Genomic DNA, 20634 nt, shown 5'->3' with positions numbered 1-20634 from the left:
ACCTCCCTCCTTCAGGCCTTTCCCCCATGACGATCATCTTCGAAAGCATCCTGCCGATCTTCCTGCTCGTCTCGCTGGGCGTCTGGCTGAAGCGCTCGCCGTTGATCGACCTCACACTCTGGGAAGGACTGGAGCAGCTCGGCTACTATGTGCTGTTCCCGGCTCTGTTGTTCTCGACACTGGCGACAGCCAATTTCGCCGGCATGAAACCCGACGCGACGGCACTGGCGACGATCGGCAGCATCACGCTGATGTCGGTGGCACTGCTGTCGCTCTGGCCGGTTTTGCGCGCGAGACACGTTTCGTCGGCATCCTTCACCTCGATCTTCCAGACGGCCACACGCTGGAACGGCTTCATGGCGCTTGCCATCGCGCAGAAGCTTTACGGTCCGATCGGTCTCAGCCTGACGGCATTGGTCATGACTTTGGTGATCATCCCGATCAATCTCTACAATATCGGCGTGCTCATCGGCTTTAATGGCGGACCGAAGGGGCTCAGGTTCTTCGCCTTCAAGATTGCCACCAATCCGCTGATCGTCGCCTCTGTGCTGGGTATCGCGCTCAATTATCTGGGGATTGCCGTCTATGGCCCGGTGCTCAGCGCCATCGAGATGCTGGCGAGCGCCTCGCTCAGTCTCGGCCTCGTCATGGTGGGCGCAGGCCTGAAAGTGTCGGACGCGCTGAAACCGAGCCTTGTCGCCCTTCTCGCCGTCTTCCTGAAACTGATCATCATGCCGGTCTTCATGGTCGGCACGAGTTATCTTCTGGGTATTCGCGGCGACGCCCTGCTGGTGATCGCGCTCGGCGCCAGCGTGCCGACGGCGATGAACGGTTACCTGCTCGCCAAGCAGATGGGCGGCGACGCGCCGCTCTACGCGGCCGTCGCCACAATCCAGACCGTCGCCTCGTTCTTCAGCATTCCGCTGGTACTGACCGTGACCGGCTATATCGCCGCCGGATAAAGCAGGTCGACGATATAGGCGGAATCGAAGCGCGAATCGAGCATGCCGTAGGTGGAGCGCCAGCCGGCGGCAAGCCGGGATTCGAGGAAAGCATCGGCAATGCGCCCTGCCCCGAGCCGGTAAAGTTCGGCGGCGGCGGCAGCCAGCGCCAGCTGCTCGACCAGCATGCGAGCCGCACCTTCGTCGCGCTCGCAGAGCGACATCGCCGCCCGCAGCACATCGACGGTCTTTTTCGCAGCCGGACCGAGATCGCGGCTGATCACCTGGAACAACAGTTCGAACAGATCCTTGCCGCGTGTCAGCACGCGCAACACGTCGAGCGCCATGACATTGCCGGAGCCTTCCCAGATCGCATTGACCGGGGCTTCGCGATAATGTCGGGCGATGGGGCGCTCCTCCACATAACCGCTGCCGCCAAGGCATTCCATCGCCTCGGCGATCAACGCGGGCGCGATCTTGCAGCTCCAGTATTTGGCAACAGGTGTCATGATGCGGGCATAGGCCGCGTCTTCGGCGCTATCGCGCGCCTTGTCGAAGGCCTCGGCAAGGCGGAAGGACAAAGCGCTGGCGGCGGCGACGTCGAGCGCCATATCGGCCAGCACCCGCGTCATCATCGGCTGGGCGATCAGCGGCTTGCCGGAAACCTTGCGGCCGCGCACGTGATGCACCGCCTCTGCCAGCGAGGCGCGCATCATGCCGGCGGAGGCCAGCGCGCAATCCAACCGCGTCAGCGTCACCATGTCGAGAATCGTGCGGATACCCGCGTCCGGCGCTCCAAGCACGAAGCCGAACGTGTCGGAGAATTCGACTTCAGAAGACGCGTTCGAACGATTGCCGAGCTTGTCCTTCAGCCGCTGGAAGCGCAGGCCGTTGGCCGATCCATCCTCCAGCAGACGCGGAACGAGGAAACAGCCGAGGCCATCGCGGGTCTGCGCCAGTATGACGAAGGCGTCGCTCATCGGTGCAGACATGAACCACTTGTGGCCGTTCAGCCGGTAGATCCCCTCGCCGACCCGCTCGGCCGTCGAGGTATTGGCGCGCACGTCGGTGCCGCCCTGCTTTTCCGTCATGCCCATGCCGATCGTCACCGACGACTTCTGCATCCATGGACGGTTGGTCGAATCATATTTGCGCGACAGGATTTTCGGCGCCCATTCCTTCTGGACGGCGGGCGACGCGGAGATTGCCGCGACCGACGCGCTGGTCATGGTGAGCGGGCAGAGATGGCCGCATTCGAGCTGTGCCGTCAGGTAGAAGCGGATGGCGCGCGCCTTGTGCGAACGGCCGCGCTCGTCGGCCAGATCTTCCCAGGCGGACGCATGCAGGCCCGAGGTCATCGACCGGCGCATCAGAGCATGCCAGGCGGGATGAAACTCGACCACGTCGAGGCGTTCGCCGCGCGGCCCATGGGTGCGCAGCTTCGGCACGCCCTCATTGGCCATGCGCGCCAGATCCTGGGCTTCCGGCGAGGTCACGTAGCGCCCGATCGATTCGAAGTCGTCGCGCAAGGGACGCGGCATCGACGCGGCGATATCGACCACCAGCGGATCGGACCTAAAGGCATTGATCCCCGACCAGGGTTTCGGCTGGTTCAGATCGGCAAGTTTCTGTTCATTTCGGTTCAGAGTCATGTGGCGTTTCTAACCCAAGTCCCGATGCTTAGGAACAGCACCGGGACGGGATAAACGATGCTTCCCGCAACAATTTGCGCAAGGCTGTAAAGCCGCCACAAAAGCATGGGGATGTGCCTCGTTTGGGCCACCGCCGCCTTGCCGGTTCACGCTACAGTCATTATAGACCCACGCAACTTTGAAAAAATGAGGCGGCTCCCCATGGATTTCTTTCCGCATCGCCACCTGCTCGGCATCAAGGGCTTGACGGAACAGGACATCACGCTCCTGCTCGACCGGGCCGACGAAGCCGTCAAGATTTCCCGCCAGAGAGAAAAGAAGACCTCGACGCTGCGCGGCCTGACGCAGATCAACCTGTTCTTCGAAGCCTCGACCCGGACGCAATCCTCCTTCGAACTTGCCGGCAAGCGCCTCGGCGCCGACGTGATGAACATGTCGGTGAGCAATTCGTCGGTGAAGAAGGGCGAAACGCTGATCGATACGGCGATGACGCTGAATGCGATGCATCCGGATGTGCTGGTCGTGCGCCACTCCTCCGCCGGTGCCGCCGCACTGCTCGCGCAAAAGGTCTCCTGCTCCGTCGTCAACGCCGGCGACGGCCAGCATGAACATCCGACGCAGGCGCTGCTCGATGCGCTGACCATCCGCCGCGCCAAGGGCAAGCTGTCGCGCATCATCGTCGCCATCTGCGGCGACGTGCTGCATTCGCGTGTCGCCCGCTCCAACATCCTTCTCCTCAACCAGATGGGCGCCCGCGTCCGCGTCGTCGCACCTGCCACTCTGCTGCCTTCCGGCATCGCCGACATGGGCGCCGAGGTCTATCACTCGATGGAGGAAGGCCTGAAGGACGCCGACGTCGTGATGATGCTCAGGCTGCAGCGCGAGCGCATGGCCGGCTCCTTCGTGCCGTCAGTGCGCGAATATTTCCGCTATTACGGGCTCGATGCCGAAAAGCTGAAGGCTGCCAAGGAAGACGCGCTCGTGATGCATCCCGGCCCGATGAACCGCGGCGTCGAGATCGCCTCCGAGATCGCCGACGGACCGCAGAGCGTCATCGAGCAACAGGTCGAGATGGGGGTCGCCGTGCGGATGGCGGTGATGGAAACGCTTCTTCTTTCGCAGAACCAGGGGCCGCGCGCATGACCAACTCCCTCGTCCTGAAAAACCTTCGCATCATCGACCCCTCCCGTAATCTCGACGAGATCGGCACCATCATCGTCGAAAACGGCGTGATCCTGGCTGCCGGAAAGACGGCGCAGAACCAGGGCATGCCTGAAGGTGCAACCGTCAAGGACTGCAACGGCCTCGTCGCCGTGCCCGGCCTGGTCGATGCCCGCGTCTTCGTCGGCGAACCCGGCGGCGAATATCGCGAAACCATCGAATCCGCCTCGCGGGCTGCTGCTGCCGGCGGCGTCACCTCGATCATTACCATGCCGGACACCGATCCGGTGATAGACGATATCGCCTTGGTGCAGTTCGTCCAGAAGACCGCGCGCGACAAGGCGCTGATCAATGTCTATCCGGCGGCGGCGCTGACCAAACATCTCGACGGCGAGGAGATGACCGAGTTCGGCCTGCTGCGCGAAGCCGGTGCCGTCTGCTTCACCAACGGCCGCCGCCCGGTACATGACACGCTCGTCCTTCGCCGTGCCATGACCTACGCCCGCGAATTCGGCGCAGTCATTTCGCTCGAAACCCGCGACAGGTATCTGGGCGCCGACGGCGTCATGAACGAAGGATTGCTCGCCAGTTGGCTCGGCCTCTCCGGCGTGCCGCGCGAAGCCGAGATCATTCCGCTGGAGCGCGACCTGCGTATCGCCGGGCTGACCAAGGCCGCCTATCATGCCGCGAAAATCTCGCTGCCCGAATCGGCCGAGGCCATTGCCACCGCCCGCAAGCGCGGCGCCAACGTCACCTGCGGCATCTCGATCAACCATCTGACGCTCAACGAAAACGACATCGGCGAATACCGCACCTTCTTCAAGCTCTCGCCGCCGTTGCGCGGCGAAGACGACCGGGTGGCGATGACCCAGGCGCTGGCCGACGGCACCATCGACATCATCGTCTCGTCGCACGATCCGCAGGACGTCGACACCAAGCGCCTGCCGTTTGCCGACGCCGCCGATGGCGCGATCGGGCTGGAAACGCTGCTTCCAGCCGCCCTGCGCCTGCATCACAACGGCACCGTGCCTCTGATGCGCCTGATCGATGCGCTGTCGACGCGGCCCGCGCAGATTTTCGGGCTCGATGCCGGCACGCTGAAGCCGGGCGCCAAGGCCGACATCACCGTGATCGATCTCGACGAGCCCTGGCTTTACGCAAAAGAAGCGATCGTCTCCCGCTCGAAAAACACGCCGTTCGAAAATGCCCGCTTTACCGGCCGGGCAGTGGCCACTTATGTTGCGGGCAAACTGGTTTACTCTGGACAGCCCCTTTGAATGATCGATGACTGGAGCGACCAAAGCCGACAGATAAAGACGAAGGACGAATTTGTTTCGTTTCTGAGTTCGTTTCTTCAGGATTGTCGCGAGAATGGCGAAGAGTGGGAAAATGCCACGTTGGCCAAGTTCCTGCAGGCGATGCTGGCTTGGACCAAAGACAGCGATGGATATTACCAAAATATGGGTAAAGTCGATTTGACCGAACCGGACTGGCGAAGGTTTGCCGACATGTTGCTTGCCGCACGAGCGTATGAATAAAAAGATCCGGTAATTTCGTAGTCGCTTCGGGAGGGGCATTAGATGACAGATATAGCTGATTGGCAGCTCGCACTGCCGCTGACACTTGGCTGTCTGGTTTTCGGCTATCTGCTGGGCTCGATCCCCTTTGGCCTCATCCTTACCCGCATGGCCGGGCTCGGTGACATCCGCTCGATCGGCTCCGGCAATATCGGCGCGACCAATGTGCTGCGCACCGGCAACAAGAAACTGGCCGCTGCCACCCTGCTGCTCGATGCCTTGAAGGGAGCTGCCGCTGCGGCAATTGCTTCACGTTGGGGGATGGAGGCCGGTATTGTTGCTGGTTTCGCCGCCTTCCTCGGTCACCTCTACCCCGTCTGGCTCGGTTTCAAGGGCGGCAAGGGCATTGCGACCTATATCGGCGTGCTGCTGGGGCTCGCCCCCGTCATCGTTCTCGTGTTCGCGGCAGTCTGGCTGGCGATGGCCAAGCTCACCCGTTATTCGTCCCTCTCGGCGCTGGTTGCAACGCTTGTCGTTCCGGTTGTACTGTTGGCAGCGGGATACGGCAAAGTCGGCCTGCTCTTCGTGGTGATGAGCATCATCACCTGGATCAAGCACAGGGCCAACATCCAGCGGCTTTTGGCCGGCACGGAAGGCCGGATCGGGGAAAAGGGATAGGACAAGCATGTCGAACGCCGGCGCAGGACGAAACGGGATTGCGCTGACGGAACGACAGAGGATTGCCTGGCTGAGACTGATCCGCAGCGACAATGTCGGGCCTGCAACCTTCCGCGATCTCATCAATCAATTCGGCTCGGCCGAGACAGCGATCGAACTGCTGCCCGAGCTTTCCCGCCGCGGCGGCTCCACCCGCGCGATCCGCATCGCATCCGTCGCGGAAGCGGAGAAGGAACTTGCGAGCGCCCATCATTTCGGCGCCCGCTTCCTCGGCATCGGCGAACCCGGCTATCCGCCTGCCCTGCGCCAGATCGACGGCGCACCGCCGCTGCTGGCCGTCAAGGGCAATCCCGCCCTCGGCACTGTCCCCTCGCTCGGTATCGTCGGCTCGCGCAATGCCTCGATCAGCGGCACGAAATTCGCCGCCATGATTGCGCGCGACGTCGGCCATGCGGGCTACTCCATCATATCGGGGCTTGCGCGCGGCATCGACACGGCGGCGCACCGCGCCAGCCTTGGCACAGGAACGATCGCCGCGCTCGCCGGTGGCCTTGACCAACCCTATCCGCCGGAAAATGTCGGCCTGCTGGAGGAGATCACCGAGGGCAACGGCCTGGCGATCAGCGAAATGCCGTTCGGCTGGGAACCGCGCGCCCGCGATTTTCCACGCCGCAACCGGCTGATCGCCGGCGTCAGCCTCGGGCTTGCCGTCGTCGAAGCTGCCGCCCGCTCCGGCTCGCTGATCACGGCGCGCTACGCGGCCGATTTCGGCCGGCTGGTCTTTGCGGTGCCCGGCTCGCCGCTCGATCCGCGCTGTCACGGCACCAACGGACTTTTGAAGGACGGAGCAATCGTGACGACGGAGCCGCAGGATATCCTGCAGGCGCTGGCCCCGCTCAGCCGTATCGATCTCTTCACGCCGCCACGGGTGGAGGAACCGGGCGAACATGACGCCGGGACGACGGAGGCACCGCCGAATGAGAGGGATCGCGTACGGATCACCGATGCGCTCGGGCCTACACCTGTCGAGATCGACGACATCATCCGGCATACCGGACTTTCCGCATCGGCCGTCTACCTTCTCCTTCTGGAACTGGATCTCGCCGGACGGCTGCACCGGCATGCCGGCGGCCTTGTTTCCCTCAGCAGCGGAGAATGACTGCCGGCGTCACCCGACAAGATATCGCCGGTATCGACAAAGGTCTTTTCTGCCTCTTTCCCACGCGCGGCAACGATCCTTCAAAGGCAATAACACGTCCATCCTGAATTGCATTCAACACGATACCCCTTATAGATTGCATTGCGCCGTGCGGGCTTATTTTCGGTCCGGCACTTGACCGCAGACGAATCCCTGTCCATGTCGGGGCATCGATATCTCCCAATGTGCCGCCTCTCCCCGGCCTGGCACAGCTTTGAACGGTTGCTTTGAGAATATGACCATGAATGTCGTCGTCGTGGAATCGCCCGCAAAGGCGAAGACCATCAACAAGTATCTGGGCCCAGGCTACAAGGTGCTGGCCTCCTTCGGTCACGTCCGCGACTTGCCGGCCAAGGATGGTTCCGTCCTTCCGGACGACGACTTTGCCATGCTCTGGGAAGTCGATACCGCGTCCGCCAAGCGCATGAAGGACATCGGCGACGCACTCAAGAGCGCCGATGGCCTCATTCTCGCGACCGACCCGGATCGCGAGGGAGAAGCGATTTCCTGGCACGTGCTCGATCTGTTGAAGAAGAAGAAGCTGATCGGCGACAAGCCAGTAAGCCGCGTCGTCTTCAACGCCATCACCAAGAAGGCCGTGCTCGACGCGATGGCCAATCCGCGCGACATCGACGTGCCGCTGGTCGACGCCTATCTGGCGCGCCGGGCGCTCGACTATCTCGTCGGCTTCAACCTGTCGCCGGTCCTGTGGCGCAAGCTGCCCGGCGCCCGCTCGGCCGGCCGCGTGCAGTCCGTTGCCCTTCGCCTCGTCTGCGACCGGGAAGCCGAGATCGAACGCTTCGTTTCGGAAGAATACTGGAACCTCTCCGCGCTGCTGAAGACGCCGCGCGGCGATGAATTCGAGGCCCGCCTGGTCTCCGCCGATGGCAAGCGCCTACCGCCCCGGGGCGTCACCAATGGCGAAGACGCCGGCAAGCTGAAGGCTCTGCTGGATGGTGCTGCCTATACGGTCGAAAGCATCGAAGCGAAGCCCGTCAAGCGCAACCCGTCGCCGCCCTTCACCACCTCGACGCTGCAGCAGGCCGCATCCTCCAAGCTCGGGTTTTCCGCCTCCCGTACCATGCAGGTTGCCCAGAAACTCTATGAAGGCGTGGATCTCGGCGGCGAAACCGTCGGTCTCATTACCTATATGCGTACCGACGGCGTGCAGATGGCAGCCGAAGCAATCGACGCCGCGCGCAGCGCCATCGGCGACCAGTTTGGCAGCCGCTACGTGCCCGACAAGCCGCGCCTCTACTCGACCAAGGCCAAGAATGCCCAGGAAGCCCACGAAGCCGTGCGGCCGACCGATTTCACCCGCACGCCTGATCAGGTGAAGCGTTTCCTCGATGCCGACCAGCTGCGCCTCTACGACCTGATCTGGAAGCGCGGCATTGCCAGCCAGATGGCATCGGCCGAAATCGAGCGCACCACCGCGGAAATCATCGCCGACAACAAGGGCGAAAAAGCCGGTCTGCGCGCTGTCGGTTCGGTCATCCGTTTCGACGGCTTCATTGCTGCCTATACCGATACCAAGGAAGATGGCGAGCAGAGCGATGGCGACGACGAGGATGGTCGCCTGCCCGAGATCAATGCGCGCGAAAACCTCGCCAAGCAGAAGATCAATTCGACCCAGCACTTCACCGAGCCGCCGCCGCGGTATTCGGAAGCAACGCTGATCAAGAAGATGGAAGAGCTTGGCATCGGCCGTCCCTCCACCTACGCGGCGACGCTGAAGACGCTCAGCGACCGGGAATATGTCGTCATGGACAAGCGTAAGCTGATCCCTGAAGCCAAGGGCCGTCTAGTCACCGCCTTCCTCGAAAGCTTTTTCACACGCTATGTGGAATATGACTTCACTGCATCGCTGGAAGAAAAGCTCGACCAGATATCCGCCGGTGAATTGAACTGGAAGGACGTTCTTCGCGATTTCTGGAAGGATTTCTTCGCCCAGATCGAAGACACCAAGGAACTGCGCGTCACCAATGTTCTCGATGCGCTGAACGAGGAACTGGCACCGCTGGTCTTCCCGAAGCGCGAGGACGGCAGCGATCCGCGCACCTGCCAGGTCTGCGGTACAGGCAAGCTGTCGTTGAAGCTCGGCCGCAACGGCGCGTTCATCGGCTGCTCCAACTATCCGGAATGCAAGTATACGCGGCCGTTCGGCGCGGAAGCGGTAAACGGCGAAGCTGGCGTCAGCAACGAGCCGCTGGCGCTCGGCAAGGATCCGCATACGAGCGAGGAAATTACCCTGCGCTCCGGCCGTTTCGGTCCCTATGTCCAGCGTGGCGACGGCAAGGAAGCCAAGCGCTCGAGCCTGCCCAAGGGCTGGGCGCCGGCAAGCATCGACCACGAGAAGGCTTTGGCGCTTCTGTCGCTGCCGCGCGATATTGGCGCGCATCCGGAAAGTGGCAAGATGATCTCGTCCGGCCTTGGCCGCTACGGGCCGTTCATCCTGCATGACGGTAAATATGCCAATGTCGAAAGCATTGAGGACGTGTTCTCGATCGGTCTCAACCGCGCCGTCTCCGTGCTTGCCGACAAGGCAGCCAAGGGACCGGGCGGACGGGGTGCAGCGGCCGCGGCCCTCAAGGAGGTCGGCGACCATCCGGACGGTGGCGCGATCACCGTGCGCGACGGCAAGTACGGTCCATACGTCAACTGGGGCAAGGTCAATGCGACCCTGCCCAAGGGCAAGGATCCGGCGTCGGTGACGCTTGAGGAATCGCTCCTGCTGATTGCCGAGCGCATTGCCAAGGGCGGTATCAAGCCGGCCAAGGGCAAGGCGACTAAGGCTGCAAAGCCGAAGACTGCAAAAGCAGAAGGCACCGCGGCAGCCAAATCGGCAAAGCCGAAAGCGGCAGCCAAACCGAAGACGGCTGCCAAGCCAAAGGCAGCAGCAAAAGCCAAGAAGGCCTGAACGTGACCAGAACCCCACGCGATCGACCCGAACGGCCCGGTAAACCCGCAGTCCGGATCGGACGCGCGGGCAAGAAGGCCATCCCATCGGCAGACGATACCGTGATCATTCACGGGGCCGTGCCGCCGCGCGACGTGCTGATGCGCTTCATTTCGGAAAATCCGGACAAGGCCTCGAAACGCGAGATCTACAAGGCTTTCGGCCTGAAGGGTGAAACGCGTATCGAGCTGAAGGCCCTGCTGCGCGAGATGGAACAGGACGGGCTTCTGGAAAAGAAGCGCAATTCACTGGTGCGCCCCGGCGCCCTTCCCCCCGTCACCGTTCTCGACATCACCACCCGCGACAAGGACGGCGAACTGATCGGCAGGCCGGCCGAATGGCCCGACGATGCGGGCGTGGCACCCGCCGTGTCGATTCGCCAGTCGAGCGTCGGTCAGTCCAAGGGCAAGATGCCCGTCGGCGGCATCGGCGACCGGGTGCTGGCCAAGATCTTCCCGGCCAAGGATCGCGGCGGCCCGGCCTATACGGCGCGGATCATCAAGGTTCTCGACCGCAAGCGCAACAACAACGCCGCCCTCGGCGTCTTCCGCGCATCCGCGGATGGCGGCGGCCGGATCATGCCGATCGAGAAGCGCGGCGAGGAGATGCAGGTCGATGCCGAGCATCAGGGGCCGGCCAAGGATGGGGATCTCGTCGAAGTCGAGATCGTCCGCTCCGGCCGGTTCGGCCTGCCGCGCGCGGCGGTCAAATCCGTCATCGGCTCGGTCGCCACCGAAAAGGCGATCTCGATGATCGCCATCCACGCCCATGGCATTCCCTATATCTTTCCCGACAGCGTCATCAAGGAAGCGGACGCCGCAGGGCCTGCGACCATGTCGCACCGCGAGGACTGGCGCTCGCTGCCGCTGATCACCATCGATCCGGCCGACGCCAAGGACCATGACGACGCCGTGCATGCCGAGCCCGATCCCTCCCCCGACAATGAGGGCGGCGTGATCGTCACCGTCGCCATTGCCGACGTCTCCTGGTATGTCCGGCCGAAATCGGCGCTCGACCAGGAAGCGCTGAAACGCGGCAATTCCGTCTATTTCCCCGACCGCGTCGTGCCGATGCTGCCGGAGCGGATTTCCAACGAACTCTGCTCGCTGAAGCAGGGTGTCGACCGCCCGGCTCTTGCCGTGCGCATGCGCTTTTCGAAGGAAGGCCGCAAGGCAGGCCACACCTTCCATCGCATCATGATGCGGAGTGCCGCCAAGCTCTCCTACAATCAGGCGCAGGCCGCGATCGACGGTAATCCGGACGATCAGACCGGGCCGCTGCTGGAGCCGATCCTGAAGCCGCTGTGGGACGCCTATGCGACCCTCACTCGCGGCCGCGAGCGTCGTCAGCCGCTCGAACTCAACATGCCCGAGCGCAAGATCGTCCTGAAGCCAGACGGCACCGTCGACCGGGTCTTCGTGCCGGATCGCCTCGATGCCCACAAGCTGATCGAGGAGATGATGATCCAGGCGAACGTCGCCGCCGCCGAGACGCTGGAGATCAAGCGCCAGCCGCTGGTCTACCGCGTCCATGATGCGCCATCGCTGGCCAAGCAGGAAACGCTGCGCGAGTTTCTCGCCACGCTCGACCTCTCGCTCGTCAAGGGCGGCAATCTTCGTTCCAACCACTTTAACGGCATCCTGTCGAAGGCTGTGGACCAGCCCTACGAGACCATGGTCAACGAGATGGTGCTGCGCTCGCAGAGCCAGGCGATCTACAGCCCGGAAAACATCGGCCATTTCGGCCTCAACCTGATGAAATACGCGCATTTCACCTCGCCGATCCGCCGCTACGCCGACCTGATCGTGCACCGCGCGCTGGTCGGAACACTCGGCCTTGGCGAAGGCGGCATCACGCCGGCCGAAGAAGCCGCGCTCAACGATATTGCAGCGGAGATTTCCACCTTCGAGCGCCGGGCGATGGCCGCCGAACGCGATACCGTCGACCGGCTGATCGCCCATCACCTGAGCGGCCGCGTCAACGAGGAATTCGACGGACGCGTATCGGGCGTCACCAAGGCAGGACTATTTGTCACCCTTCCGGCCTATGGTGCGGACGGTTTCGTACCTATATCTACGCTGGGCCGCGACTATTTCATCTATGACGAGGCCCATCAGGCCCTGTCCGGTGAAAAGACCGGGCTTGGTTATCGCCTGGGCGACCAGATCCGCGTCAAACTGGTGGAAGCCGTGCCGCTTGCCGGCGCGCTCCGCTTCGAAATGATCAGCGAAGGGCGCAAGATGCCGACGGCAACGCGGTCGTTCCACAAGTCCGGACGCCGGGATCATGGCGGCGCTCGCAAGATTCCCGGAACGCGGCCACCGCGCGGCAGGCGATAGAGGACGCGGGCTTACCTGCGTCCGCAGAGTTGAGGATATGGACATGCAGGCAACTGGCAGCAATCCGGAGACAATCCGCTTCGAGCAGACGCACCGGGGCGACCGTCCGGTATGGCGCTCGATCAAACGCGGGCTTTTGAACCGTTGCCCTGCCTGCGGTGACGGCAGGCTCTTCGGTCGATTCCTGAAATCCGTCGAAGCATGCTCGTCCTGCGGTGAACATCTCGACCGGCACAGCGCCGACGATTTTCCACCCTATATCGTCGTGACGATCATGGGCCATCTGGTTCTCGGCGGTTTCATGATGACGGAGATGATCCTGCCATTGTCCAACTGGGGGCATCTCGCCATCTGGGTGCCGGTTACCATCCTTGGCTCGCTCGGGCTGCTGCAGCCCGTCAAGGGCGGCGTCATCGGCCTGCAATGGGCACTGCGGATGCATGGCTTCGGCGACCAGGACGACAAGCCGGAAGACGTTTTGCCCGCGACGGACCGTACTGCGTGACGGGTACCAGCGACGTGCCGGCCCGCACCCCGCTTCCAGGGGTACAAAAACCTCGACCGCCCCGGCCCCGCGACGCTGCGTCGATCATGCTGCTCGACCGCTCGCAGGACTGTGTTCGCGTGCTGGTCGGCAAGCGCAACAAGGCGCATGTCTTCATGCCGGACCTGCACGTATTTCCCGGCGGGCGCCGGGACAGGGACGACCACAAACTTCCCTGGAGCGGCGATATCCACCCGGCCGTGCTGGAGCGCCTGAAAACCGGCTACGGTCAGCGCGCCTCCGAAAGCCGGCTTCGCGCCTTCGCGCTTGCCGCCCTTCGCGAACTGCACGAAGAGGCAAGTATCGCGATTGGCGCCAAAGACTGCGGAAACACAGCGTTACCTTTCCTTCCCGATCTGACAAACTTGCGCTATATGGCACGGGCGATTACCCCTCCGGGATATCCGCGCCGGTTCGACACCCACTTCTTCGCTGTTTTCACAGACGAGGCGGGCGTAGAGCCGGGCGATATCCGTGACAGCCGGGAGCTCGAAGATTTGAGGTGGATTGATGTGAACGATGCTTCGGCGGTACGGATGCCGGACATAACCGGGATTATCCTCGGCGATTTGAGGGCAAGCCTTGAATCCGATGCGTCTTTGCCCTTTGGACGGCCGGTGCCGTTCTATTACACGCGTCATGGACGATTTGTCCGCGACCTCCTTTAAGGAATTTCATTGCATGTCACAGCCGCCGTCCGGCACGCCAGCGCCGGTTGAGGAGATACACTGGCCATCGCTGATTGCCGCCATTGCCGCCATCACGGCGGTTGGCATCGCGATCGGTCTCGGTCTGCCGCTGCTCAGCATCATCATGGAAAAGCGCGGCATTTCCTCCACGATGATCGGCCTAAACTCGGCGATGGCGGGCCTTGCCTCGATGGCGGCAGCCACCGTGACTGCGAAAATCGCCCATCGGCACGGCGTCGCCAACACGATGCTGCTCGCCGTCCTCTTTGCCGCAATGAGCGCACTCGGTTTCTATTACATCGAGAACTTCTGGCTGTGGTTTCCGCTCCGCGTGGTCTTCCACGGCGCCATCACGGTGCTGTTCGTGCTCTCCGAGTTCTGGATCAACGCCACGGCGCCACCGAGCCGCCGCGGGCTCGTTCTCGGCATCTATGGCACCGTGCTGTCGCTGGGGTTTGCGGCCGGGCCCCTGCTCTTCTCCATCCTCGGCAGCGACGGCATCCTGCCGTTCGCGTTTGGCGCCAGCGTCATCCTTCTGGCGGCTATCCCGATCTTCCTTGCCCGCAACGAAAGCCCGGCGCTCGATGAGAAACCGGAGCTGCATTTCATGCGCTACGTGTTCCTGGTGCCTACCGCCACTGCGGCCGTATTCATTTTCGGCGCGGTCGAATCGGGTGGCCTCTCGCTCTTTCTGATCTATGGAACCCGCAGCGGCTTCACCGAATCGCAGGCAGCCCTGCTTTTGACGGTCATGGGCATCGGCAATGTGATCTTCCAGATTCCCTTGGGCATGCTGTCCGACCGCATGAAGGACCGGCGCAATCTTCTCGCGCTGATGACCGTCGTCGGATTGATCGGCGCCCTCTGCCTGCCCCTGCTGCAGGGCAACTGGTGGCTGATGGCTATCGTGCTGCTGTTCTGGGGCGGAAGCGTCTCCGGCCTTTATACCGTGGGCTTGAGCCATCTCGGCTCGCGCCTCACGGGCGCCGATCTCGCGGCCGCCAATGCCGCCTTCATCTTCTCCTATGCGGTCGGAACAGTCGCCGGGCCTCAAGCGATCGGCGCCGCGATGGATATCTCCGGCAATGACGGTTTTGCCTGGGCAATCGCCGGTTTCTTCGGGCTTTATGTGGTACTTTCCGTAGTGAGAATCGTTTTAAACCCAAAACGGACTTGACTTTTCGGGCGCGATTTGTAGTTTCGCGCCAAGTTTGCCGGGACCCTTCCCTTGGAAGTCCGCGGCTTTGTTTTTTTATAAAGGCAGGACGACCATGGCGAAAGCTGCAAAAATCAAGATCAAGCTGCTGTCGACGGCCGACACAGGTACTTTCTACGTGACTTCGAAGAACAGCCGCACCAAGACCGACAAGCTGTCGTTCACGAAGTACGACCCGGTCGTACGCAAGCACGTCGAATTCAAGGAAACCAAGATCAAGTAAGATCTGGTTCCCTTTTGAAATACGAAGGCGCCGACTGAAAAGTCCGGCGCCTTTTTGTTGTGGTCTACTCCAAACGGCCATGCCGGTTCCAAACGGCAATGCCGGCCGACGAAGCCGACTGTTGCACCTTGGCGCTTTCCAGCCTTGTCAGTTCCCATTGCCAGGAATCAAAGCCAGGAATCAAAAACGCCGCCCCCATGACAGGGACAGCGTTTTAATGGGCGTCGGCTGACCGCAACCGCGGCACGAGGAACCGCATTGGTTACAAATCAGCCGACAAACCCCACGACCCAGGAGATGCGGCGGACCTGACATCATGGGGTAACTGGCGGGAGTTTGTTTCTCCCTTATTGATGAGAATTGACCGAAAATAAAAAAAAATCAATGAATTCTTAACCAAGGCGCGCAACCACACCCAGACATGGTTAATTTACCATTGTCTCATATGCGATCAGCACTGACTTCAGGTTGAACTGTTCCCCGGATGACTGTTTCTCGAAAGTGATATTGTTGTTTTATAAAATGACGAATTGGCAATGCGACAGATTCAAGCAAGAACTTCCATACGTTTAATAGGCTGTTTTAGCTACGCAATTTTTAATTGCGACACAATAAGCTACTTCCCCTGCCGATTCCACGACGGAAACCGCAGACCTGGTTTGCGACCATGGCGCGATTGTTTAATTTTACACTTTTTACGCTAGATAAATAGCAACTGTAGCGCGCGGCTCTCGTTTTTCTGTGGAAAACGACAAAAAAGACGGAGTTTCATGCCAGGACAGTTCACGCGGCTGCGGCGACCACCTGGTTCCGGCCGTTGTTCTTGGCCTGATACAATGCCGTATCCGCGCGCTTCAGCAAAGCCTCCGGCGTATCGCCCTCCGGGTTGAGCGTGGCGATACCGAGGGACGCCGTTATCGACAGAGGCGTCTCGGAATTCGGGAGGGTAAAAGCCCTGTCCTCGACGATCATGCGCAGGCGCTCGGCAATAGCAGCGGCTGCGTCGGCTGGCGTGTCCGGCATCACGACGACGAACTCCTCGCCGCCAAACCGGCACGCAAGGTCGGCACCACGCACCGTGGAGCGGACACGATGGGCGAAATCGCGCAGGACCTCGTCTCCGGCGTCATGACCATAGGTATCGTTGACGCTCTTGAAGCGATCGATATCGGTGATGCAGATCGACAGCGGCCGCCCGCGGACAAGGGCGCGATCGATCAGAAGTTTCAGATGGTTGTCGAGATAGCGGCGATTGTGCAGGCCGGTCAGCCCATCCGTGACAGCAAGCTCGATGGTCTGCTTGACGCTCGCCCTCAGCCGGTCGTTGCAATGCTTGCGGCGGATCTGCGTCAAGCTGCGGGCAACCAGTTCATTGGGATCGACCGGCCGCATCAGATAGTCGGTGACGCCCAGATCGAGCGCGCGCACGATCATTTCCTCATGCCCCTGCTCGGCGATGATGAGGAGCGGAATGTAGCGCGTGCGCTCGAGCGAGCGCAACTGCGAGCAGAGCCGCAAGGGATCGTAGTCGTCAAAATTCGAATTGACGATGACGAGATCGAAGCTGCTTTCCGCGGCTTCGAACAGTGCTGCCTGCGGATCGGACATCGCCGTCACGTCGGCAATCGGCTTCAGCGCCCGGACGATGCGCTCCTGCGAACTGCCCCTGCCATCGACCAGCAGAACGTTGCCGAACTCGTCCGGCCGGTCCGTGGCGGTCAGATCCTGCAATCCGACACTATGGGCCGTTTCGGCACGAAGACGCAGTTCGTCGCTGACATTCTTCAGGCGCACGAGGCTCTTGACGCGCGACATCAGCTGGAGGTCGTTGACCGGCTTGGTCAGGAAATCGTCGGCACCGGCCTTCAGGCCCCGCACCCGGTCGGAGGGCTGATCGAGCGCGGTCACCATGACGACGGGAATATGCGCAGTGCGTGGGTTCGACTTCAGGCGCTCGCAGACCTCGAACCCGTTAATGCCCGGCATCATGATGTCGAGCAGGATGAGATCGACCGGCTGTTTCTCGCAGATCGCCAGGGCCTCATAACCGTCGGCGGCTGTCAGCACGTCGAAATACTCGGCCACGAGCCGCGCTTCGAGCAGCTTCACGTTGGCTGGTATGTCGTCGACGACAAGAATACGCGCAGTCATGCAATCTTTCCTGCCAATGAGCGCCTGAAACAGAGAGCGTGTTCAACTCTCGAATTTGTATCAAACGCAAGAACATGGTTCACAGCGACGTTTTTACAGTCGCCCTTAGCGCCGCGTCATGCGTCGCCCAAATAAGTTTTGATGGTCTCGATAAATTTCGGCACCGAGATCGGCTTGGACACATAGGCCTCGCAGCCCCCCTGCCTGATCCGCTCTTCGTCACCCTTCATCGCGAATGCCGTCACTGCGATCACCGGAATGACATGCAGCTCGTCGTCTTCCTTCAGCCACTTGGTCACCTCAAGCCCGGAAACCTCCGGCAACTGGATGTCCATGAGAATCAGGTCCGGGCGGTGTTTTCGCGCAAGATCAAGGGCTTCCATGCCATTACGGGTCTGGATGGTCGTGTAACCGGATGCCTCGATCAGGTCACGAAAGAGCTTCATATTCAGCTCGTTGTCTTCAACAATCATCACCTGTTTGGGCATTTCGATCCCTTGTTTTGCGGTTCCAGCTTGCAAGCCCGCCGCATCCCTATAAGTTGCGGCACGCTCGGGTTCACTGTTCCCGGAAGCTTGATGCTAAAGCTATTTGGTTGAAAAACAGGTAATATTCAGTGAAAAAATCACCTGATTGCGATAAGGATTCATACTTGTGACACCGGCTGAAGAAACAGCGATCGCTATCCTCGGATGGCTGGCAAACGAGCCGGAACTGCTCGGACGGTTTCTGGCGCTGACCGGTACCGATCCCACCTCCCTGCGCAATGCCGTCAATGATCCGGGCTTTCTGGCCGGCATCGTCGATTTCCTGATGGGCCATGAGCCCACGCTGCTGGCCTTTTGCGAGGCGACCTGCACGCCGCCCGAAGATGTCGTGCGGGCGCATGCCATGCTGTCGGGACCGGACAATCCCGGGGATTTCTGACCGTGACGGATGTGCTCGACCTCAACCATATCCACTTGTCCGACCGGCCGCTGATCGTCTGCGACATCGACGAGGTGGTGCTCGAATTCGTCACGCCTTTCCGCGACTTCCTGCGCTCGTCCGGTTGTGATCTGCTGCCGCGATCGTTCCGGCTGCATGGAAACGTCGTGCGGCTGGACAGCGGCGAACCGGTGGCGGACCAGATGACAACGGATTTTCTCGAGGAGTTCTTTACGCTCCAGGACGCATGGCAGACGCCGGCCGATCGCGTTGTCGACACCCTGGCCTCGCTTTCCGTGGATGCCGACATCATTTTCCTCACTGCCATGCCGCCGCGCCACACCGGCGTCAGGCGGGCACTGCTCGACCGGCATGGCCTTCACTACCCGCTGCTGGCCAGCGAAGAACCCAAAGGCCCGATCATCAAGCGCCTGCATGACGCCCGCACCGTGCCTCTGGTGTTCATCGACGATATCCTGCGCAATCTGCAATCGGTGCGCACCCACGCGCCGGAGTGCCTGCTGGTCAACCTGATGGCGAACGCGCAATTCCGGGCGATGGCGCCGGATCCGGGCGATGGCATTCTGAAAGCGGACAGCTGGACGGACGCAGCCGCGCTTATCCGCACACATATCCTGCGGTAAAAGACATGGGAGTCGAATATGCCCCACCCCACGGTCGTGGAATTTATCGATGCAATAAGAAGCAGAAGCTCGAGCGTTGTGCTCGTCGGCAGCGGCTTCGTTGAATTTGCAGATGTTGTTCACGAGAGTGGCTCTTATGTTGATGTCATACTCGCAGACCATTTGGGCCGGATTACATATTATCAGGGCGGCTTTGCGGATTACGAGATCATCGACTCCGACGGAGAACAGCTCGTCTGGGAGCACATCGAACGGATAGATGAAATCGAGCAGCTCGTTGAAAGGTTCAATAAACTTTGCTCCGCCGTGAATGCTTATGCCCAAGCCCGCCCGATCTAAAACTATATATCCCATCTCACGGCACCTGCCTTGAGACTCGGCAGCTTAGGGCGTATCGTGAAAATGTTCAACTTTTGTTCTGATCGATGCAAACAGACGCGCAGCAATTTCCGGGTTTTTGCCGAGACTGCCTGACGGGCCAGCCGGCCGGCATGCGCCGTTGCCGGGCCTGCGGCAGCCCGCGCCTGCTGTATCACGCCGAACTCTATCAACTGACCCTTGCCCATATCGACTGCGACGCCTTCTATGCGTCCGTCGAGAAGCGCGACAATCCGGAGCTGGCCGACAAGCCGGTGATCATCGGCGGCGGCAAGCGCGGCGTTGTCTCCACCTGCTGCTACATCGCCCGCATCCATGGCGTCCGCTCCGCGATGCCGATGTTCAAGGCGCTGGAGGCCTGTCCGCAGGCTGTTGTCATCAAGCCGGACATGGAGAAATATGTGCGGGTCGGCCGCCAGGTGCGCATGCTGATGCAGGAGCTGACGCCGCTGGTGCAGCCGCTGTCGATTGATGAAGCCTTTCTCGAGCTGAAAGGCACCGAGCGCCTGCACCACGATCCCCCTGCCCGGACCCTGGCAAAATTCGCCCGCCGCGTCGAACAGGAGATCGGCATCACCGTTTCGGTCGGCCTGTCCTACTGCAAGTTCCTCGCCAAGGTCGCCTCCGACCTGCAGAAGCCGCGCGGCTTTTCCGTCATCGGCGCGGCCGAGGCGCTGGATTTTCTCAAAGACAGGCCAGTCACGATGATCTGGGGCGTCGGCAAAGCCTTTTCGGCAACCCTGGAGCGCGATGGTATCCGCACCATAGGCCAGCTGCAGACGATGGAAGAAACCGACCTGATGAAGCGCTACGGCACGATGGGCCAGCGCCTCTACCGCCTGTCGCGCGGGCAGGACGAGCGTACCGTGGATATCGATGGCGAAGCCAAGAGCGTCTCTTCGGAAACGACCTTCAACGACGATCTCTGTGACTACGACGACCTGGTGACGCATCTGCGCCGCTTGAGCGAGCAGGTGGCGCACCGCCTGCGCAAGGCCGATATCGCCGGGCAGACCGTCGTGCTGAAGCTGAAGACCGCCGATTTCAAGAGCCGGACGCGCAACCGCCGTCTCGACAGCCCGACCCGGCTTGCCGACCGCATCTTCCGCACCGGCATGCAGCTTCTCGACAAGGAAACCGACGGGACGAAATTCCGCCTGATCGGCATCGGCGTCTCCGACCTTTCCGCTCCCGATCTTGCCGATCCGCCGGATCTCGTCGATACGCAGGCGACGCGCCGTGCGGCTGCGGAAGCGGCAATCAATACGTTGCGCGACAAGTTCGGCAAGGCGTCGGTCGAGACCGGCTACACTTTCGGCAAGGGCGGGCGAAAGTAGAAGGATGGGCGAAAGTAGCCGGCTTCACGTTGATGTGTTCCGCGCGAAACAGCAAAGCTTCTTTAAATCTCTCAAGCTAG

At 61.5% G+C, this 20634-nt stretch carries 19 protein-coding genes; 16 read left to right on the top strand and 3 right to left on the bottom strand.

The annotated features are described in order from the left end of the window. Positions 1–26 precede the first annotated feature (26 nt). Positions 27–962, top strand: coding sequence for an AEC family transporter (locus J2Z75_RS21980; protein ID WP_209854908.1), 936 nt, complete (start codon positions 27–29; stop codon positions 960–962). On the opposite strand, the gene J2Z75_RS21975 is transcribed toward J2Z75_RS21980, so the two are convergent. Continuing rightward, complete coding sequence (locus J2Z75_RS21975) at positions 944–2593, bottom strand: acyl-CoA dehydrogenase family protein (protein WP_209854907.1); 1650 nt, start codon at positions 2591–2593, stop codon at positions 944–946. The genes J2Z75_RS21980 and J2Z75_RS21975 overlap by 19 nt on opposite strands. A gap of 201 nt (positions 2594–2794) precedes the next feature. On the opposite strand from J2Z75_RS21975, the gene J2Z75_RS21970 reads away from it, so the two are divergent. The 11 genes from J2Z75_RS21970 (at position 2795) to rpmG (ending at position 15117) form a co-directional block, all read left to right on the top strand. Continuing rightward, the gene (locus tag J2Z75_RS21970; RefSeq protein ID WP_113005646.1) at positions 2795–3736 is read left to right on the top strand and encodes an aspartate carbamoyltransferase catalytic subunit; all 942 of its coding nucleotides are present in this window, start codon (positions 2795–2797) and stop codon (positions 3734–3736) included. Then, complete coding sequence (locus tag J2Z75_RS21965; protein WP_209854906.1) at positions 3733–5031, top strand: dihydroorotase; 1299 nt, start codon at positions 3733–3735, stop codon at positions 5029–5031. Before J2Z75_RS21970 ends, J2Z75_RS21965 begins: the two co-directional genes overlap by 4 nt. After that, a complete protein-coding gene (locus tag J2Z75_RS21960; protein WP_209854905.1) occupies positions 5032–5292 on the top strand; it encodes a DUF7660 family protein in 261 nt (86 codons plus the stop codon). Positions 5293–5334: 42 nt separating this feature from the next. Further along, positions 5335–5949 (top strand): glycerol-3-phosphate 1-O-acyltransferase PlsY, encoded by a 615-nt coding sequence (plsY, locus tag J2Z75_RS21955; protein ID WP_209854904.1) that lies wholly within the window; start codon positions 5335–5337, stop codon positions 5947–5949. A gap of 7 nt (positions 5950–5956) precedes the next feature. Continuing rightward, on the top strand, positions 5957–7108 hold the full coding sequence (gene dprA / locus J2Z75_RS21950) for a DNA-processing protein DprA (RefSeq protein WP_209854903.1): 1152 nt from the start codon (positions 5957–5959) through the stop codon (positions 7106–7108). A 280-nt stretch (positions 7109–7388) separates the two neighbouring features. Beyond that, positions 7389–10067 carry a type I DNA topoisomerase gene (gene topA, locus J2Z75_RS21945; RefSeq protein ID WP_209854902.1) on the top strand — a complete coding sequence of 893 codons (2679 nt, stop codon included), beginning with the start codon at positions 7389–7391 and terminating at the stop codon, positions 10065–10067. A 2-nt stretch (positions 10068–10069) separates the two neighbouring features. Beyond that, on the top strand, positions 10070–12445 hold the full coding sequence (gene rnr / locus J2Z75_RS21940) for a ribonuclease R (RefSeq protein WP_209854901.1): 2376 nt from the start codon (positions 10070–10072) through the stop codon (positions 12443–12445). Between the two features lie 43 nt (positions 12446–12488). Next, positions 12489–12950, top strand: coding sequence for a DUF983 domain-containing protein (locus tag J2Z75_RS21935; RefSeq protein WP_209854900.1), 462 nt, complete (start codon positions 12489–12491; stop codon positions 12948–12950). 86 nt (positions 12951–13036) lie between these two features. Next, the gene (locus J2Z75_RS21930) at positions 13037–13657 is read left to right on the top strand and encodes an NUDIX hydrolase (RefSeq protein WP_234937487.1); all 621 of its coding nucleotides are present in this window, start codon (positions 13037–13039) and stop codon (positions 13655–13657) included. Between the two features lie 13 nt (positions 13658–13670). Further along, positions 13671–14855, top strand: coding sequence for an MFS transporter (locus tag J2Z75_RS21925; protein WP_209854898.1), 1185 nt, complete (start codon positions 13671–13673; stop codon positions 14853–14855). A 94-nt stretch (positions 14856–14949) separates the two neighbouring features. Further along, positions 14950–15117, top strand: coding sequence for a 50S ribosomal protein L33 (gene rpmG, locus J2Z75_RS21920; protein WP_209854897.1), 168 nt, complete (start codon positions 14950–14952; stop codon positions 15115–15117). 783 nt (positions 15118–15900) lie between these two features. Here the strand turns inward: rpmG and J2Z75_RS21915 are convergent. Both J2Z75_RS21915 and J2Z75_RS21910 read right to left on the bottom strand, forming a co-directional pair. Beyond that, positions 15901–17268 (bottom strand): PleD family two-component system response regulator, encoded by a 1368-nt coding sequence (locus tag J2Z75_RS21915; RefSeq protein WP_209854896.1) that lies wholly within the window; start codon positions 17266–17268, stop codon positions 15901–15903. 116 nt (positions 17269–17384) lie between these two features. Further along, positions 17385–17756 carry a response regulator gene (locus J2Z75_RS21910; protein ID WP_003547430.1) on the bottom strand — a complete coding sequence of 124 codons (372 nt, stop codon included), beginning with the start codon at positions 17754–17756 and terminating at the stop codon, positions 17385–17387. 166 nt (positions 17757–17922) lie between these two features. On the opposite strand from J2Z75_RS21910, the gene J2Z75_RS21905 reads away from it, so the two are divergent. From J2Z75_RS21905 to J2Z75_RS21890, 4 genes are all read left to right on the top strand, one after another. Further along, on the top strand, positions 17923–18195 hold the full coding sequence (locus tag J2Z75_RS21905; RefSeq protein ID WP_209854895.1) for a DUF3572 domain-containing protein: 273 nt from the start codon (positions 17923–17925) through the stop codon (positions 18193–18195). Next, positions 18192–18839 (top strand): hypothetical protein, encoded by a 648-nt coding sequence (locus tag J2Z75_RS21900; RefSeq protein ID WP_407692802.1) that lies wholly within the window; start codon positions 18192–18194, stop codon positions 18837–18839. The genes J2Z75_RS21905 and J2Z75_RS21900 overlap by 4 nt, the downstream gene beginning before the upstream one ends. An 18-nt stretch (positions 18840–18857) precedes the next feature. Then, positions 18858–19178, top strand: a complete 321-nt coding sequence (locus tag J2Z75_RS21895) for a hypothetical protein (protein ID WP_209854893.1) — start codon at positions 18858–18860, stop codon at positions 19176–19178. Between the two features lie 86 nt (positions 19179–19264). Then, a complete protein-coding gene (locus J2Z75_RS21890; protein ID WP_209854892.1) occupies positions 19265–20554 on the top strand; it encodes a DNA polymerase IV in 1290 nt (429 codons plus the stop codon). Positions 20555–20634: the final 80 nt, after the last annotated feature.

This window comes from Rhizobium herbae (genome assembly GCF_017873135.1).
Classification (GTDB): domain Bacteria; phylum Pseudomonadota; class Alphaproteobacteria; order Rhizobiales; family Rhizobiaceae; genus Pararhizobium; species Pararhizobium herbae.
Note: the sequence above shows the minus strand (reverse complement) of the source record. Positions and strands in the feature narration are given on the sequence as shown.